Raw genomic sequence first — 14836 nt, forward strand, 5'->3', positions numbered from 1 at the left:
CAATCCTCCTTATTTTCCGGGATACCGAACGTATCCGCTTTTGGTTTCGCTCCCGCGGGCGGTGTCGTACAGAAGAAGTGTGCGCCCGTCTGCGCAGCGTTTCAGGATCGTGGCGTGTTCATATGGGCTGAGCGTGCCCATATATTCGCCATCTACAGTATATGCGGGCTCGTCCGACCTGCCATTTTTCCACTGGCGCCAGCCGGTGTTATGCAGGTGTGCCTCGTCATTGACGATATAGCCGTGAAACCAGCCGTCGGCGGCGTAGTTGGGATACAGCACCTCGGTGAGCTGCGTGGCGTAATCCACCGACAGGATGATGAGCGGGTCACCTGCGTCTACCTGGTGGCTGCTGATGCGTGCGCCATCCCGGTCCCGGATGTAGAAATCCGCCCCGGCACGGCTGTTGGGGGCCTGTGGCAGGCTTGGAACCTCGTAGTAGTCCGACGCTTCACAGGACGGCGCAGGCACGGGTCGGTTGGCAATGGCGGCTGCCGGCGCAGCCAGGAAGATTTCCGCCGTGGCATAGTCCAGATCGACTTTGCCGTTGGCAATGGCGTCTATCTGCCCCCGCTCGCTGTACTGCCAGGCATCCCATGCCCCCCAGCCGACCACATCTCCGGCATATCCCCGGTAATCCGCCAGCCACAGCGGACAATCTGTAAACTGCCCGTGCAGGATGTCATTGGCGTAGGCCGTGTAGGTGTAGAGCACTGGTGTGATGCCGGAAACGCGCTGAAACTCCGTGATGAATACCCGGATGATCTGCCGCATGGAGGCGGCACTCTGTTGTCCGTCGTAGCTTTCTACATCTACGGCAGGAACAAGAGAATATCCGGTGCCCCGGATGCGCGCCCAGAAACTGTCTGCCTGTTCCACGGGGTCGCTGTTAAGACGCAGGAAGTGATACGGCCCCCATGCCATGCCGTGAGCGGCTGCTGCGGTGCGGTTGACCGTCCACATTCTGTCCACATACGATATGCCTTCGTCGGTTTTTATGTAGACGAAATTCTGTGTTTGCGCCAGTCTGTTCCAATTGATCTGTCCGTTGTCGCTTGTTCCGTGATAGATATCCACGCCGTGATAGAACACCGCGCCGCCCGGCGGCGTTACGGCCATCACCGTCGCCGAAAGAAGCACCACCATAAGAGCCCCTACAGCGGCGCGTTTGATGATATGTGTCAAAATCGTCCCTCCTTGTTTTTGGGTATAAAAATCCGCCCGAAAGGGCGGCGGTCTGCCTGTATAATGCATGTGAATCACATCCTTGTCACCGCCATCGGGCCGATGGCAAACCAATGCATGAGATGCGCCACGCTGTCCGCCTGAATCACAGTAAATTTGGCCGCTGTCCATACGGCGGTGGACACGGCGGAGGGCGCGCTGTCCTCCATGGTGGCCACGATGGTAAACGGCACGGCGCTAAATGCCTGCGGGAAAGATACATCCGTGTAAGCGGGGAAAGCGCCAAGCGAGAGTGTGCCCCATTGCAGTGCCAGACCGTTCCCCAGCAGCACATAGCCGTTGGACCCCAGCGAAGCGGATGCTACCGCCGCGAAGGGGTTGTCCAGCCCGGCGTAAACGCGCCCGCTGCCGTCGATGTTTCCGGCCACGATGCTGCTTGCCCCGGCGGGCACCGTGACGACCGCCAGCAGAATCTGGTTGGCTGCCTCCGTGGTGGCGCCGGGAACATCGACGACGGTCGTGGTCATGGCGGTGGCGTCGATTTGCAGCACGATGGCGTCGGTGCGTGCGTTTCCGCCGGTGTTGGTGGGAACGGGAACGGCCTGCGTGGTGTCGTCGGTCGTCAGCACACCATTCAGGATGGCGCTGCCCGCCGCGACGTTGACTGTCATGCCGGATGACGGGGCCGTGACCTGATAGCCGCCGATAATGCCGCTGGTGGTGAGCGCGTTCATTGGCGCGATGAAGTCCGACGCGCCGTAGACGGTCGTACCGTCGCTGAAAAATTGGGTGCGGTTTGCCATGAAATAGTCCTCCTTATCCGGCGTAAGCGCGGCGCTGCGGGCCTTGCGGCTTATATACCACGCTGCCCACGGTGATCTCGCGCGTCTGTTTGTCGTCATCCTGCACCATGCGCAGCACCCGCACGCTGGCGGTGTAGTCGAAGTAGGGCGCGAGATGCAGAGTCACGCGGTCGCCGATGGCGAGATCGTCAAACGGGCAGAGCGTGCCGTCGGTGCAGGTGAGGGTGATGCTGTCCGCCGGAGCGCTGTCCAATGCAAGCGCCGCCTGCGTCTGCGTATCCAGCGTGGATTGATCGGTTACGCCGTCATTGGGGCTGAACGTGCCCTCATACAGGCCGTAGGTGGACTGGCTGGATGCGTCCTGCTGTTCGCTGGTGATGGTCGTGCTGTTGTTGCTATCGTCGGTCACGGTGCTTTCGGCGTAGACGTCGTTGGCGAGGTTCAGGATGTCGCGCGCCAGTGTGGGCGCGGCGGTGATGTTGTCCGCCTCGCCGCCGTATTCGAGCACATACTGGGGCTTGTCCGCGCCGCGCCGTAGGGCGAAATGGAACACGCGGGCGGCATCCACCCAGTAGTCGTAGTTGGCATCGGCGCAAAAGTCTTTGATCTTGGCCAGCAGCATGTCCGTCGCCTTGACCTCGCGCGTCGTCTGGATCGCGCCCGGCGCGATGTCGTACCCGGTCAGCCCGATGGGATCATCCGACCGCGCCGCCTGACAGTCCGCAATCATCTGCCGTACAAGGCTGCCGTAATCCATCGTGCCGTACTGCTTGGCGCGCAGGCGGCGGTATTTCAGCAGGGCGTTGTAGTCCACGCAGTTGAGAGTGAGCTTTGCGTCGTTGAAACTGTGCCCGGCAATGTATCCGCCCCAAATCGTTGTGCCATCGTCCGCCGCATACTCGATATGGTTGCCAAGCCGCGTGTTGGCGGGTGTGCATTTGGGATCGGCCAGCGCGATGTCCAGCGTGAGGGTGTCGATGTCGTTGAGCGTCCAGCCGTATTTCGGCGGGCTGAACTGGTACAGCTCGTCGAGCTGTATGTGGCTGCGGTCAAAGAGCTTGACGTACATTACAGATACCTCCCTTGCAGGCTGACGGTGCAGTGGCGCTTGGTGTCGTAGCCGTTGCGGGCGAACGTCAGCACATTGTCACCCGGCGGGCAGTGTATCCACCCAAGTTCCTGCTTGATGCCGAACGCCAGCGTGCCGTTGAGGTAACAGCCGCGCGTGGCGGGGCGGCAGTCGATGACGAGCGTGTCCGTGCTGCCAAGGGCGAGGTTGACGGAGATGCTCTCCCCGGTCGTGTCATTGGTCACGGATGGGTTGGCGCACGCGCCGGTGATGGTGATGACCGGATAGGCGTCCACATTTCCGGTGTTGGTGATGGTGCCGGTTTCACCCTCGGCGGGGTAGAAAATGACGCCCTGTGTACCGGGGGACACCCATCCGGTCGCCGTGCTTCCGGATTCGACCTGCAGACCCACCGCATATTGCGAGCAGGCTGCGCCGGCCGGAATAGAAATCTGCACGGACGGAATGGACTGCCCGGATTGTGCGGTGAACGTGGCGGGGCTACCGACGGATACGGTCGCGAATGGATTGGGTAGTGTAACGGTTTTGGCGCCATCGAAATACGATGGAAACAATGCCGCCATCTGGGCGGAGGTGAGATTGTAAAGCGGGTTGGATGCATCGGTTCCCATGTCAATAGCCATGAAGGATTGGACGGAGATGTTGTCCCATCCGGATGTTCTTCTGTCGACAATAGCCGCATAAAAATTTGAAACCGTTGCTGTTACTATGCATGACAATGGCTCATACTTTCCGTCACCTGGATGAGTAACGGCAGTACCATTTTGGGCGTATAGGACTACGCCCGTAGATGTAGCCTGCACATAACAGCGTATGAAATATTTATGACCTGATAAATATGGATAATTGTACATATCAAGCTGGCCACTCTGTGCAGTCGCTCTAAATGTCTGCGTGTTATTTGTGCAAGATACTGCTACCCCATGTCCTACTGCAAATCCCGTCGCCAGATTATTGCTTGACGTGGCGAAATTACCATTGGTTATGACCTGTGTAGCTTGCGCCGTCTGCGTTATGGCCGCCGTCACCGTTCCGGTCGCATAGCCGTTTTTGACGGTAAGCGAAGCGGTGTAGGCACCCGTGCCGAGTGTGACGGCGTTTGCGGGCAGGGTGAAGGTGGTGTCCGCCGTGGCGGTTCCGGAAAGCGTGACCAGCCCGTTTGCATCCACCTGTGCGGTGACGCCGTTTGCGGACTGCGCGCTGGAAAGCAGCCTGAGCAGGTTTTTGGGGGCTCCGAAGATGACGTCATGCAGCATCAGACCACCGCCCCCGTGCTATCCACCCAGGTTACAGTGCCGTTGACGTTGGATTTTACCCAAATGGGCTTGCCAAGGGTGGTATCAAAATACTGATAGCCTGGTATGACAGGCACGTTATCCATGATTTGCGTTGGGCGGGAGGAGGTGGGGCCGCTCATTGTTGCTAGGGATGATGGCGCGACTGACGCCACTTCTCCATACACGGAAGTGTCTCCGTTGATGGTTGTATTTCCGTTAATTTGGGCACCGCCATTTGACGTGAATTTTTCATTAGAAGTCAGAGGGCCTCCGTTTACATTCAGCCCCGTAGAAGGAAGATTCATGTTTGCCGCCCCGTTAAATTCAAGCATTGTAATCCCGGTGACATTTATTCCGTTTCCATTTTCATCAACCATTCCAAACAGTCCGGAAACATTATCTAAATTTACGCCACCTTGGGCTTGAGCCCCCCCGAGATATCCGACATTAGATAATATCATATGATCATCATCTTCTGCCATGATGGTTGACGCCTTACCTATATAGGTGTACCCATCCTTGTCAATGCTTCCTACGGATACGCCATCTACTCCCTCCACTGTCAGCGGATCATGCACCCCATCTGACTTTAGCGTCAGCTGGGAGAGCGTGGCCGTTCCATCCGTGGATACGACCTGCTGCAAAGCCGCCACGGTCTGTTGCAAGGTAATCACCGACTGCGCCAGCGAAGACATATCGACCTGATACAGTTTCCAGATTTTTAAGTCCTTGACGTGCGTGGTGCCATCGCCCATCAGCAGCCACAGCTCATCAGCCGGGCTGTCGGTGATGACACCCAGCACGCCGTCCGGCAAAATGATGTTGTTGTTCTGCCAGTTTGCCCATGTGTCGCGCCGGTTAAGTAAATCGTATAAAGCGGCCATCAGTTGCTCCCTCCTGCATCCAGTTGCGTGCGTGCGGCGCTGTCTGAGTTGTCGGCATCCAGTATGGTGCGTGCAGCGTTGTCCGAGCCGCCCGCGTCCAATGCGATGCGTACCGGGTCGCCAAATATCACCCCGTTTGCGATGGACGGCTCCAGCGACAGCGTGGAGGGCTGCAGGGCGTACCAGTGCGGGTCTGGCATGGTGAGCTGCATCGATTGCATCAGCGGCGTGTCGTCTGCCCATGCAAAGGTAGTCACCTCGCCATATCCGTACAGCCTCCCGATGTCCGTGTCGATGATAAGCATTTTTAACGCGTTGCCTGCTACCATCTGGTTGAGTGTGGCGAGCCGGGCGAGGTCTTGCGCTGCCGCCGTAATATTAAGCACCAGTTTGCGCTCGGCCACCTTGCTGCGCCCGAAGACCTGCCCGTCCCCGAGGATGTCATCAAGCGTGAGCGCCTTGTCACTGTCGAACACGCCGCGCAGGTCACTGGAGAAAAAGCTGTCATTGAGTGCCACGCCGTTGAAACTGACCGGTGAGATCACAGTATCGCCTCCTTATATGGCCGCCAAAAACTGTAGCTGCTGGAGCGTCTGCCGCTGATTGCCCTGATCGGTCACGTTGACCGGCCCATTGATGTTGATGACCGGCGCTTTCGTCACAGAATTATCGACGGTCTGCGCGCCCGTGCCGGATGTCCCCACGAATACCGCGCTCTGTTGCGCTGCCACACTGGCCTGCATTTTGGCGGTCATCGCGTCCATCTGTGCTTGCATGTCATTGATTGCGTCCGGCATAGACGCCTCAAAACCGATGGCAATCCCCGGTGGCAGCATCTTGCCGATCTCGTCACGGAACAAGCGGGACGGGGAGTGGATGCCGAGTGCGGACTTGAAACCACTCACAAACCCGCTTGTAAGATTCTTCACGCCGTCTGTAATCGTTTTCCACGCTCCGGTAATGCCGTTCCAAAGACCCTGTACGATGTTTTTACCGATGTTTTCAAGGTCTCCGGGCAAGCCGGTGAAAAATCCGACGATCCCATTTACGACACCGGAAGCCGCATTCTTTGCTGTGGAAAGCATCTGACTTCCCCAAGACACAAGGATAGAGACCGCGCTGACGATAGCTTCCCAAATGTGCCCCGGCAGTGAGGAAAAGAAGGTAATTACGTTTGAAACAAGACTGGATGCGGCACTTGCGGCAGTGTTAAGCATCTGCGCACCCCAAGTGGCCAAAAACAATACTGCACCGACAATAGCCGCCCAAATCAGGCCGGGGAGCGATGTGAAGAAGCCGATCACGCTGGAGATGAATTGGGGTACTGCTGTGGTGGCCCACCCAATAAGGTTCATCCCGAAATTCACAATAGCCTGAAAAGCCGCTGTAATCACGCCCCATATTTGTCCAGGCAGTTGGGAAAAGAACGTGACAACATTACTAATAAAGGCAGGAATCGCCGTAGTGGCCCATCCAATCAGGCTGAATCCGAAGTTTACAACAGCTTGAAAAGCGGCTGTAATAATACTCCAAATGCGTCCGGGCAATTGAGCGAAGAAATTCCCCACTGCTGCAATAAAATTTGGGATGGCCGTGGTCGCCCAAGTGACAAGATCAATGCCCCATTTGATTACTGTGCCAATCGCAAAACCCAGTGCAAAGGCGATTTGCATAGGTAATTGCAGAAAAAACTGCCCGACCGCGTTGATTCCGGTCAGCACTGCGTTTCCAACATCTGCGAACAGTTTAGAAAAGAATGCAACGATTTGCCCCCAGTGTTGGGCAATCAAAAGGGGAATCCCCAAAATAGGAAAGATGATAGCAAGGATAAGCGGCCCCCATGTCTTCATAAAGCCGATGAAAGCGTTCCATGCGGCGGGAATCGTCTTAGTGAAGAATCCGACGATGGCGCCGATAACAGTTTGAAAAACGCCCACGATTCCATTCCATATGCCGATCACTGCGTCACGGAAACCCGCGTTGGTGTTCCAAAAATAGATAATGGCCGCAATGGCTACGGCAATCAGCGCGATCACGATAATGATTGGGTTCGCTGCAAGAATGTCAAACAATCCAGAGATCCCACTGGCAAGCCCTTTGACGGCACCCATCAGACCGCCTGCGACCGTCTTGCCGAGTGAGACGAAGCCGCCGCCGATGGTTTTTGCTGTACCGACGATTCCACTGCCAACGGATTTAAAAGAGCCGCTCACGTCGGAAATTGCACCCTTTAAAACACCAATGTTATCACCTGCTTTTTTAAACGGCTCCGCAATTTTAATGGCGATCCCACCTGCGTTTTGTACTCCTTTTACGGCAGATGCAGCCGCATCCAGCCCACTAAACGCTCCTCGCAATCCTTTCACGGCACCTATAAGCGTCAGGAAAATGCCCACAGGAGGATTCTGTTGCATGAGTGCGCTGTAAAACCCGCCCATAAGCTGAACGGCAGCCTGTGCGAGTTGTGGAGCCGCTTTAAGAAGAGCTTGAACTACCGCAACAATTAGTTGTTGCGTAACCGATACGATTTCCGGGGCGTTCGCAGCAAATCCTTGCACCAGTGCTACAATAAGCTGTGCCGCCGCCGCGATAAATTCGGGAGCATCCTGCCCAATATAATCAATGATTTGTGCGATCATAACCCGGATATTCGAGGCGATATTTCCGGCATTTGCAAAAAGCCCTTTTGCAAATGCGGTCATGAGTTGAAATGCCACATCGATGAACTGTGGCAAAAGCATGGTGAAAGCACTTACCAGCTGCGTGGCAATATTCGCGGTGGCAGTGGCTATTTTAGGGGTATTGGATATAATCCCGTTCAGAAAAGACTGAATGAGGAGTGCCGCCAAACTAATGATTTGGGGGGCCTGCTCCGATATCGCAGTAATTGCCTTGGCCAGTACGCCCCCAAAGGCCTGTACAACTCCTTGCACTCCCCCGGAAGCAAAAGCATTTTGCAGTTCGTCCATCCAGCCGTTGACCATCGGCAATGCCGTATCTTTCAGACTGTTTTGCAGCCCAGCGGTCAGTTGGCCAAGGAACTGCATGGCGTTATCCTTGAGGGTGGAGAGCTGACCGTTGAATGTCTTCGATTGGGCCTGCATCGCGTTGAAAAACTGGCCGCCCTGACTGGTGGCTGCTTTGAAAGCGTCTGCTACATCTTGCGCACTGATTTTACCGTTTTCCATTTCGGTGCGCAGGTCTGCCATACTCTTTCCGGATTTCTGTGCCATGACCTGTAAAGGGTTAAATCCGGCATTGACAAATTGCAGCAGATCCTGCCCCTGCATTTTCCCGGCGCTGCTCACCTGCGCAAAGGCCAATGTTAAGGCGTTGAATCGATCCACGTTGCCCTGCGACACATCGCCGAGCATCTGGATTGTTGGCATGACATCTTTTGCAGATACGCCGAAAGAGAGGAGCGTCTGCGTGCCTTTGGCAAGGTCGTTGAACTCGAACGGCGTATCGGCGGCAAACTTTTTGAGATTGACCACCATGGCCGCCGCCTTATCCGCCCCGCCGAGCATTGTGCCAAAACTGGTGATGTACTGCTCCATTTCGGAGTTGTATTTCACTCCGGCCACGGCTGCGCCACCCAATGCGGTGGCCGCCCCACCAAGAAGCCCGGTAAGAGCACCGAGGACGCCCTTTGCAACTCCGTTGATTTTTTCAAGCCCTTTTGTGAAGCCGGATCCGTCTATGCTAGAATCAATATTGATACTGCCGTCGAACGCCAACGCAAAAACCTCCTTTCACGCGGATTGGAAATGTGATAACATGGAAGAAAACAACGGATGGAGAGGATTATAATGGCCGATGATTTGATGGATCAGCTGCCTGATAACGTGGCACGCGAAATTCCGAATACAGAAAAGATTGAGTTGTGCCTAAAAGGCACTAACAAGGAATGGCTGGTTTGCACGACCGCAAAGCTCTATATCATAAAAAAAGGATTTATGACAGGGCACACATTTGGAAGCGGTATCTACCAAATGCCGTACAAAAACATTACGGGCGTTCAAACGGAATATCACGCACTGTCTGGATATTTTCAAGTAAGCACAGGTGGCATGGCAGATAAACCCAAAGATTATTGGGGAAAAGGTGCCGACAGGCCACAGGAATCCCCTAACTGTGTGACGATTACCGGAAAAACACTTCTTGCTAGATTTCGTGCCGGTTGTGATTTCATAAATAACAAGATTGCGGACGCTCATGCTCCGGTAACGGCAGCACAGGTCCCCTCTGCCGCCGACGAACTAAAGAAATTTGCCGATCTCCACGCTCAGGGCATTCTTACCGATGAAGAATTTACCGCAAAAAAGAAGCAATTGCTCGGTATTTAAGCACCACGTTCCCTTGCCCATGTCTCCGCCGCCGCGAACCGGGCGGCCACGCGTTCCTTTGCCGCCTGTTCCTGCGCGGCCACTGTCAGATTTTCCATGCCTAGCGGGCGCAGGCGGTATTGCGCCTGCTTATCGGCGTAAAATTTGCGCTCTTTGCCTTTGAAATCGGATAAATCCATCGTGCGGTATCCCGTGATGCGGCTGAATTTGCAGTCTTCTGGCAACGCAATCATCAGCGACCGAAATTTCCACCAGTGCAACGAGACTTCGTTCAGATCGATGCCGTAGGCCTGCATAAAAGCCGCATAGATGTCCAGTGCGTCCACCTCAAAATCATAGGCCCGTTTGGATTGTTTCCCGCCACCACCCGCGCCGTCCTGCTTTAACGGCGCGCCACAACGATAAAACCACAACAGCCCGTCTATTGCCTGTTTCAGGTCGTGGACGGGCTGCTTGTATAGCAGGTCAAGGGCCAGCGGAAGCCGTGCGTCCTGCGGCACGTCCGGGTCGCCCAACATCAGTTCCAGTTGCACCATGACGCGGAAATCGCTGCGGATAGGAATCCCGTCAATTGCTTCCGGCAACTCGTCCAACAGGATATTCACGACCGTTTCGCCGGGTGCCGGCGTTCGGTGCGGCTGGGCCGGTATTTGGCATAGACAGCCTGCATGCGATCATTCTGCGCGGCAACATTTTTTCCGATGGCCGCCATCGAGCCAAACACAGCGTCACCCAGCGTCACAAACGCGTCGATATGAGGCGTGAACTTCATGCCCTCAAATAGCTTTTCGGCGGTGCCCTCTCCAAAGATGCTGTCAAAGCAATCGTTGACGGCCTCGCACACCTTTCGGGCACCGGTCACATAGTCGGTCGATTCCTGCAACCCGTCCAGTTGCTTTTGGGCATCAGCCACCGCGTCGCGCGCTTTCTGCGCAATATCCAGATCATCCAGATCCAGATCAAGCGTTACGCCGTTGATCTCCATGGGTCAGCCCTCCTTACGATCCGCTGGAATAGGTGTAATTGGTCGGGGTCGAGGTGCTGGTCATATCCACCTTAAAGGTGGCGTTGTCGCCAGCATCGCCGGTCTGCGTGTCGCTCACCACGATGGTCACGGTTCCGCGCTCGCCGACACCTGTCAGCATGTTGAAATAGATATACTTGCGCTCCACCGCCGCACCGACACCGAACACAATAGCATTGGACAGGCAAAAATCCTGAAAAGCATCACCATCGCAGCGGTCGCCCTCAATGGAAAATTTGCGCTGTGTGCCGGTCTTGGTTGTTTTTTTGCCGGTGCGGATGTACTGGTTATCTTTGGTTTCGGCATCGGCGGACGCTTCGGACTTGGTGACACCTGCTTCCACCACGGCATAATCGGCATCCGCCGTGGACGTGGTGCCGTCTCCGGTATCCACCGCCAGCACAAAGTCATCATTGGTAGCAAAACCCGCATAGGTCGCGCTGGGTGTCTTGCCCTGCATTAATTCAGATAATTTCATGGTTATCCCTCCTGGTAGTAGACAATGCGGCACTGTATTTGATACCGCGCCGTTTCAGCGTCGGCCCCAAACAGGTATCCGCTGGTCTGTGCTTCAATTTTTTGCGGTACACAATTGGGCGGCAGCACAGGAAAGTTTTTGGCCTTGTTCTGCTCGTCCAGCCACGCCGCAAAATCCCCATAGAATCCGCTGTTGGAAAGGTTTTGGAGCACATCTGGCCCGTAAAAATCCCGGCTGCCGAACGCATACAGATATTGCCGGAGTGTTGCCCCGCGCGCATAGCGTTTGATGATGGGATCACCCGTAATGGTATCAATGGTATATTCCCGCGCGGTCTCCGGCAGATAGTCCACATTGATTTTGTTATCCCCGAGCAGCGGGCAGCTTTTAAAATACTCGTAAAGGCTGTTTATAATACTCATTACCTGCCTCCCGCAATCTTTTTCACCCCGGCGATCCACGCAGGCTTGTTGGTTGCCTTGCTGCGCTCAAACCATTTCCCGCCGCGCTGGGCATCATAGGTGCGCGATAGCGATGTGCTGTAATATTGATAACGGGCGTATGGTGCATTCCACGTCACCTGTCCGCTGCCGATCACAGTGCCGAGTTGGCCGGACTTGATGAGCGCGCCGGTCTTGATCGGCACAAACGGCGTCGTAGTGCGCAGCACCTCCGAATCAAGGAACTTCTGCGCCCTGGAAAAGTCGCCGGTCTTGCGGTCACCAAAATCGGGATTCCATGTCAGCTTGGCGGTCACCTTGCCGCTTTTGGTTGTGGTCTGAATGACCTGCCCGCGAGGTGTTTTGACAATGATTTTCGGATTCCCAGCCACGGCATCACTTCCCGTCTATCCGCCAGTGCTGCAGAGCAGCGGATCCCCGTCGGTTGTCCTTCCAGCCAATCACCGTGCAGCACCGGCTGCCATACTTTGCGGTCAGATCCGATGCCTTTGCTATGTCGTCGGCCAAAAGCCCGTTTATCAGGATATCTCCCGGCTGTATCGTCCACAATGCGCCCAGGTCGTCGCTTTCAGTGGGTGCCCAATCCTCCGGGCACGCAAATGTGCGCCCGGCAGGCGCCGCATCCAAAGGGATCCTCACGATATAGGCATTCGCCGCCTGCAGGCCGTGGTCGGTCACCGTGGTCACAACACCCCCGCGCCAGCTCACACCAGGGATCTGCACGCGCTTCCACTCGGTCAGCCGCGTCTGGCGGTTGTACCACTGGTTGAACAGGGTGATGTCGGCATTCGTTGTCATGTCACACTCCTATCCATCAGCCCGGTGTACAGCAAGTAGGTAGCCGCTGCATCCGCAAAGCTGGCTTGAAACTGGGCGCGGATATCGCTCAGCGTGTTGAATGTCTGGCTGAATCCGTCGTTGTTTTCCGACCTGACGGCGGCATTTACCTCCATTGCGCCGGACTGTTTTGCCGCCTGCATGCGGTCGATCACCGCGCAGGTGGCCATGCGCACCTCGTCCGTCACCGGCGCGCCGGTCTTCAGGCGGCCGAAGGTGACCCGGTCGATGAAGTTAGAGGCATCCCGCGCTAGGGCGGGAAAATCGCTCTCCGAAACGGCAGCACCTGCGTAGGCGCCGCTGTAAAAGGCATAGTCCGCATACATATGCGCCCTCCCTTATGACGCGGCCTGCAGCGTGATGGCCACCGGAACCGGCGCGTTGGTCACGGTCACGGTTGCGGTCTGCGGCACGTACCCGTCCGCCTTGATGGTGGCAGGATAGGTCCCAGCACGCAGGTTGAACACCGCCGTGCCGTCCGCCGCCGTTTTCTTGTTCGCGCCGTTTACATTGACACGCACGCCCGCGATCGGATCCGTGGCATTGTCTTTGACGGTAAAGGTCACGGAGTAGTCGGTATACGGCGTCGCGGCCTCAATGTACGCAAACGGCACATTTGTGCGGTCGCTGTTCACGGCGGTAGCCGGGTTCGGCAGCGCCCAGCCCAGCCGCATCACCACCCGCAGGGCAATCATGTCCTGCTGCGCGAGGTTGTAGATGATCTCTTTGGTGTTCGGGTCCTGGATGACGCCCTGGTCGAGGATTTTCACGGTCACGTCTTGACGCATGGCATAAACGGCCTGCGACCATGCGCCCGCAATCATCTGCGCCACAGTCGCGTTGAACGCCCCGTTCTGCTGGAACGTGATCGGCGTGCCGTCCAGCGTATAGGTGGTGCCGCTCTGCATGTCCGGTACAAAAATCGGGCGGTTGTTGCTGTCCTTGATGCCGCGCAGGCCCGCGCGGGTTTTAATGGAGGCGAGGATACCGTCCACCATATAGCCGGATTCCTCCACTTTGGAGATCAGTCCGTCCTGCCCCATGATGTTGTCGTAGGTGATGCCGCCGCTGGCGGATACGTTGTTCCCGGCCTGCCTAGCCAGCGTGATGATATCGTTCTGCCATTCGGACGGGCGGCCCACGCCGAATGCGATCGCGCCGTCGATGACGGCCCCCATTGCTTCGTTTACCCGCGGCTGCACCTCGCCCATGATGTCATAGCTGGAATCGTCCAGCACGGCTTCGGGAATCGGCACAATGGCAGCCATTTCGGCAGCGGTCAGCCACACATTTTCCCACGCCTGCCGGGTGGTCTGTTTATATCCGGTGTCTCCGTTCACCCAATAGGCAAGCGGCAACGTGTCCAACACGGGGATGCGCGTCTGCTTGCTGGTCATGTTCGGCAGTTTCCGCATCAGCGACAGCGTGGAGGACTGCTTGGGCACGTCCTCAAAAATGGTGTTTACGATCTGGTCCTGAATCAGGGCCTGTGCGGCCTGTCTGTCAATCGGCATAGTTGCACTCCTTTACTGGCTGACCCTGCCGAATGCTTCGCGCAGGGCGGCGTTTGCCTTGTCGTTTCCGGTCAGCGTGTCTGCGGCCGGGCCGGGCGTGGAGCCGCCGAAGTGCGGCGCGGGGGCGTCGGATACAAACGCACCGGGGTCGGTTTCCTTATACGATTTTGTGAAATCGTCGTACCCCAGCAGCTTTCCATCCTGCAGGGGCAGCTTTTTCGCCACCAAATCGGCCAGGAACGCTTTTTTGGCGCTCTCGCTGGTAAACTTCATGCCATTCACGGCGGTGGCCGCCGCAAATTCATACTGCAGAGCGGCCACCTTGCCGTCCGCTTCCTGCTGGGCCGTGGCCGCCTTGGTCTTCCATTCAGGGTCATATCCGGCCAGCTTGCCGTTGGCCTCGCCCAGCTGGGTCTTCAGGCCGTCGCGCTCGGCGGTCAGGGTAGTGATGGTATTTTTCTGCTTCTCAAGATCGGCCCCGTGGAGATCCATGATCTTGTTCACGGTTGCCTCGTCGCCGATGCCCAGCGCGGTAATGTCCTCGCGTTTCATACACAGGCTCCTTTCGGTTGCGGTTTATGCGTGCGCCGCTACGCTTTTTTACGCCGGTTGCCTCGGCTGCGGCCCCGTAGTTTTACGACTTCGGGCCGGTCAACAGGTAAAAATGCGCATAAAAATGCACCCTCCAAAGAGGGCGCATACACGCGCGGACAATTATTTTTGTGTGTTCAGGTAATAGACGCTGTCGTATACCCGCTGGGCCTTGCGTCCGAAATCATTGTAATCGTAATAGTGCGGGGGCGCATATCCCTTTTCTTCAATCAGGTCAAACAGGGCATCCAGCACATTGCCGAGGGAGGATCCACTGAGCAGCGCATCCGCATTTTCAAGATTTCGGCGGATAAAGGTTTTGTCGCTTTCTTCAAATTGCAGCATG

Annotated in this window: 18 protein-coding genes; 1 reads left to right on the forward strand and 17 read right to left on the reverse strand. The window is 56.4% G+C overall.

Annotation, left to right across the window (positions count from 1 at the left end; genetic code table 11):
* Positions 1–9 precede the first annotated feature (9 nt).
* The 7 genes from ETHHA_RS02500 to ETHHA_RS02530 all read right to left on the reverse strand — a co-directional run bounded on the left by ETHHA_RS02500 (position 10) and on the right by ETHHA_RS02530 (position 8976).
* Complete coding sequence (locus tag ETHHA_RS02500) at positions 10–1185, reverse strand: glycoside hydrolase family 25 protein (RefSeq protein ID WP_013484446.1); 1176 nt, start codon at positions 1183–1185, stop codon at positions 10–12.
* 74 nt (positions 1186–1259) lie between these two features.
* Positions 1260–1988 carry a gp53-like domain-containing protein gene (locus ETHHA_RS02505; RefSeq protein ID WP_013484447.1) on the reverse strand — a complete coding sequence of 243 codons (729 nt, stop codon included), beginning with the start codon at positions 1986–1988 and terminating at the stop codon, positions 1260–1262.
* Positions 1989–2001: 13 nt separating this feature from the next.
* Positions 2002–3057 (reverse strand): hypothetical protein, encoded by a 1056-nt coding sequence (locus ETHHA_RS02510; protein ID WP_013484077.1) that lies wholly within the window; start codon positions 3055–3057, stop codon positions 2002–2004.
* Entirely contained in the window at positions 3057–4334 is a 1278-nt protein-coding gene (locus tag ETHHA_RS02515; protein ID WP_013484076.1) for a phage distal tail protein, read from the reverse strand. Before ETHHA_RS02515 ends, ETHHA_RS02510 begins: the two co-directional genes overlap by 1 nt.
* Entirely contained in the window at positions 4334–5239 is a 906-nt protein-coding gene (locus ETHHA_RS02520) for a hypothetical protein (protein WP_013484075.1), read from the reverse strand. The genes ETHHA_RS02515 and ETHHA_RS02520 overlap by 1 nt, the downstream gene beginning before the upstream one ends.
* On the reverse strand, positions 5239–5784 hold the full coding sequence (locus tag ETHHA_RS02525; RefSeq protein WP_013484448.1) for a phage tail family protein: 546 nt from the start codon (positions 5782–5784) through the stop codon (positions 5239–5241). The genes ETHHA_RS02520 and ETHHA_RS02525 overlap by 1 nt, the downstream gene beginning before the upstream one ends.
* Positions 5785–5796: 12 nt before the next feature.
* Positions 5797–8976, reverse strand: coding sequence for a tape measure protein (locus tag ETHHA_RS02530; protein ID WP_013484449.1), 3180 nt, complete (start codon positions 8974–8976; stop codon positions 5797–5799).
* 72 nt (positions 8977–9048) lie between these two features.
* Here ETHHA_RS02530 and ETHHA_RS02535 point away from each other — a divergent pair, with 72 nt between their 5' ends.
* Positions 9049–9585, forward strand: a complete 537-nt coding sequence (locus ETHHA_RS02535) for an SHOCT domain-containing protein (RefSeq protein WP_013484450.1) — start codon at positions 9049–9051, stop codon at positions 9583–9585.
* Here the strand turns inward: ETHHA_RS02535 and ETHHA_RS02540 are convergent.
* The 10 genes from ETHHA_RS02540 to ETHHA_RS02585 all read right to left on the reverse strand — a co-directional run bounded on the left by ETHHA_RS02540 (position 9582) and on the right by ETHHA_RS02585 (position 14835).
* Positions 9582–10190 carry a bacteriophage Gp15 family protein gene (locus ETHHA_RS02540; RefSeq protein ID WP_013484451.1) on the reverse strand — a complete coding sequence of 203 codons (609 nt, stop codon included), beginning with the start codon at positions 10188–10190 and terminating at the stop codon, positions 9582–9584. The two genes, ETHHA_RS02535 and ETHHA_RS02540, sit on opposite strands and share 4 nt — an antisense overlap.
* A complete protein-coding gene (locus ETHHA_RS02545) occupies positions 10187–10570 on the reverse strand; it encodes a DUF6673 family protein (RefSeq protein ID WP_013484452.1) in 384 nt (127 codons plus the stop codon). Before ETHHA_RS02545 ends, ETHHA_RS02540 begins: the two co-directional genes overlap by 4 nt.
* A gap of 13 nt (positions 10571–10583) precedes the next feature.
* The gene (locus ETHHA_RS02550) at positions 10584–11087 is read right to left on the reverse strand and encodes a phage tail tube protein (protein ID WP_013484453.1); all 504 of its coding nucleotides are present in this window, start codon (positions 11085–11087) and stop codon (positions 10584–10586) included.
* Between the two features lie 2 nt (positions 11088–11089).
* Complete coding sequence (locus tag ETHHA_RS02555; protein WP_013484454.1) at positions 11090–11509, reverse strand: hypothetical protein; 420 nt, start codon at positions 11507–11509, stop codon at positions 11090–11092.
* Entirely contained in the window at positions 11509–11919 is a 411-nt protein-coding gene (locus ETHHA_RS02560) for a minor capsid protein (RefSeq protein WP_013484455.1), read from the reverse strand. The genes ETHHA_RS02555 and ETHHA_RS02560 overlap by 1 nt, the downstream gene beginning before the upstream one ends.
* Positions 11920–11923: 4 nt before the next feature.
* The gene (locus ETHHA_RS14295; protein ID WP_013484456.1) at positions 11924–12346 is read right to left on the reverse strand and encodes a DUF6751 family protein; all 423 of its coding nucleotides are present in this window, start codon (positions 12344–12346) and stop codon (positions 11924–11926) included.
* Entirely contained in the window at positions 12343–12711 is a 369-nt protein-coding gene (locus ETHHA_RS14300; protein WP_013484457.1) for a head-tail connector protein, read from the reverse strand. The genes ETHHA_RS14295 and ETHHA_RS14300 overlap by 4 nt, the downstream gene beginning before the upstream one ends.
* 12 nt (positions 12712–12723) lie before the next feature.
* A complete protein-coding gene (locus ETHHA_RS02575; protein ID WP_013484458.1) occupies positions 12724–13899 on the reverse strand; it encodes a phage major capsid protein in 1176 nt (391 codons plus the stop codon).
* A 12-nt stretch (positions 13900–13911) separates the two neighbouring features.
* Positions 13912–14451 carry a phage scaffolding protein gene (locus ETHHA_RS02580; protein ID WP_013484459.1) on the reverse strand — a complete coding sequence of 180 codons (540 nt, stop codon included), beginning with the start codon at positions 14449–14451 and terminating at the stop codon, positions 13912–13914.
* A gap of 162 nt (positions 14452–14613) precedes the next feature.
* Positions 14614–14835: a hypothetical protein gene (locus tag ETHHA_RS02585; RefSeq protein WP_013484460.1), complete on the reverse strand. Its 222-nt coding sequence runs from the start codon at positions 14833–14835 to the stop codon at positions 14614–14616.
* Position 14836 lies beyond the last annotated feature (1 nt).

Source organism: Ethanoligenens harbinense YUAN-3, from assembly GCF_000178115.2.
Lineage (GTDB): Bacteria > Bacillota > Clostridia > Oscillospirales > Ethanoligenentaceae > Ethanoligenens > Ethanoligenens harbinense.

Bases quoted from the DNA above. Each gene is read 5' to 3' on its own strand.
- ETHHA_RS02505 (WP_013484447.1), bottom strand. From the start codon at position 1,988: ATGGCAAACCGCACCCAATTTTTCAGCGACGGTACGACCGTCTACGGC.
- ETHHA_RS02510 (WP_013484077.1), bottom strand. From the start codon at position 3,057: ATGTACGTCAAGCTCTTTGACCGCAGCCACATACAGCTCGACGAGCTG.
- ETHHA_RS02515 (WP_013484076.1), bottom strand. From the start codon at position 4,334: ATGCTGCATGACGTCATCTTCGGAGCCCCCAAAAACCTGCTCAGGCTG.
- ETHHA_RS02520 (WP_013484075.1), bottom strand. From the start codon at position 5,239: ATGGCCGCTTTATACGATTTACTTAACCGGCGCGACACATGGGCAAAC.
- ETHHA_RS02535 (WP_013484450.1), top strand. From the start codon at position 9,049: ATGGCCGATGATTTGATGGATCAGCTGCCTGATAACGTGGCACGCGAA.
- ETHHA_RS02545 (WP_013484452.1), bottom strand. From the start codon at position 10,570: ATGGAGATCAACGGCGTAACGCTTGATCTGGATCTGGATGATCTGGAT.
- ETHHA_RS02550 (WP_013484453.1), bottom strand. From the start codon at position 11,087: ATGAAATTATCTGAATTAATGCAGGGCAAGACACCCAGCGCGACCTAT.
- ETHHA_RS02555 (WP_013484454.1), bottom strand. From the start codon at position 11,509: ATGAGTATTATAAACAGCCTTTACGAGTATTTTAAAAGCTGCCCGCTG.
- ETHHA_RS14295 (WP_013484456.1), bottom strand. From the start codon at position 12,346: ATGACAACGAATGCCGACATCACCCTGTTCAACCAGTGGTACAACCGC.
- ETHHA_RS14300 (WP_013484457.1), bottom strand. From the start codon at position 12,711: ATGTATGCGGACTATGCCTTTTACAGCGGCGCCTACGCAGGTGCTGCC.
- ETHHA_RS02575 (WP_013484458.1), bottom strand. From the start codon at position 13,899: ATGCCGATTGACAGACAGGCCGCACAGGCCCTGATTCAGGACCAGATC.
- ETHHA_RS02580 (WP_013484459.1), bottom strand. From the start codon at position 14,451: ATGAAACGCGAGGACATTACCGCGCTGGGCATCGGCGACGAGGCAACC.
- ETHHA_RS02585 (WP_013484460.1), bottom strand. From the start codon at position 14,835: ATGCTGCAATTTGAAGAAAGCGACAAAACCTTTATCCGCCGAAATCTT.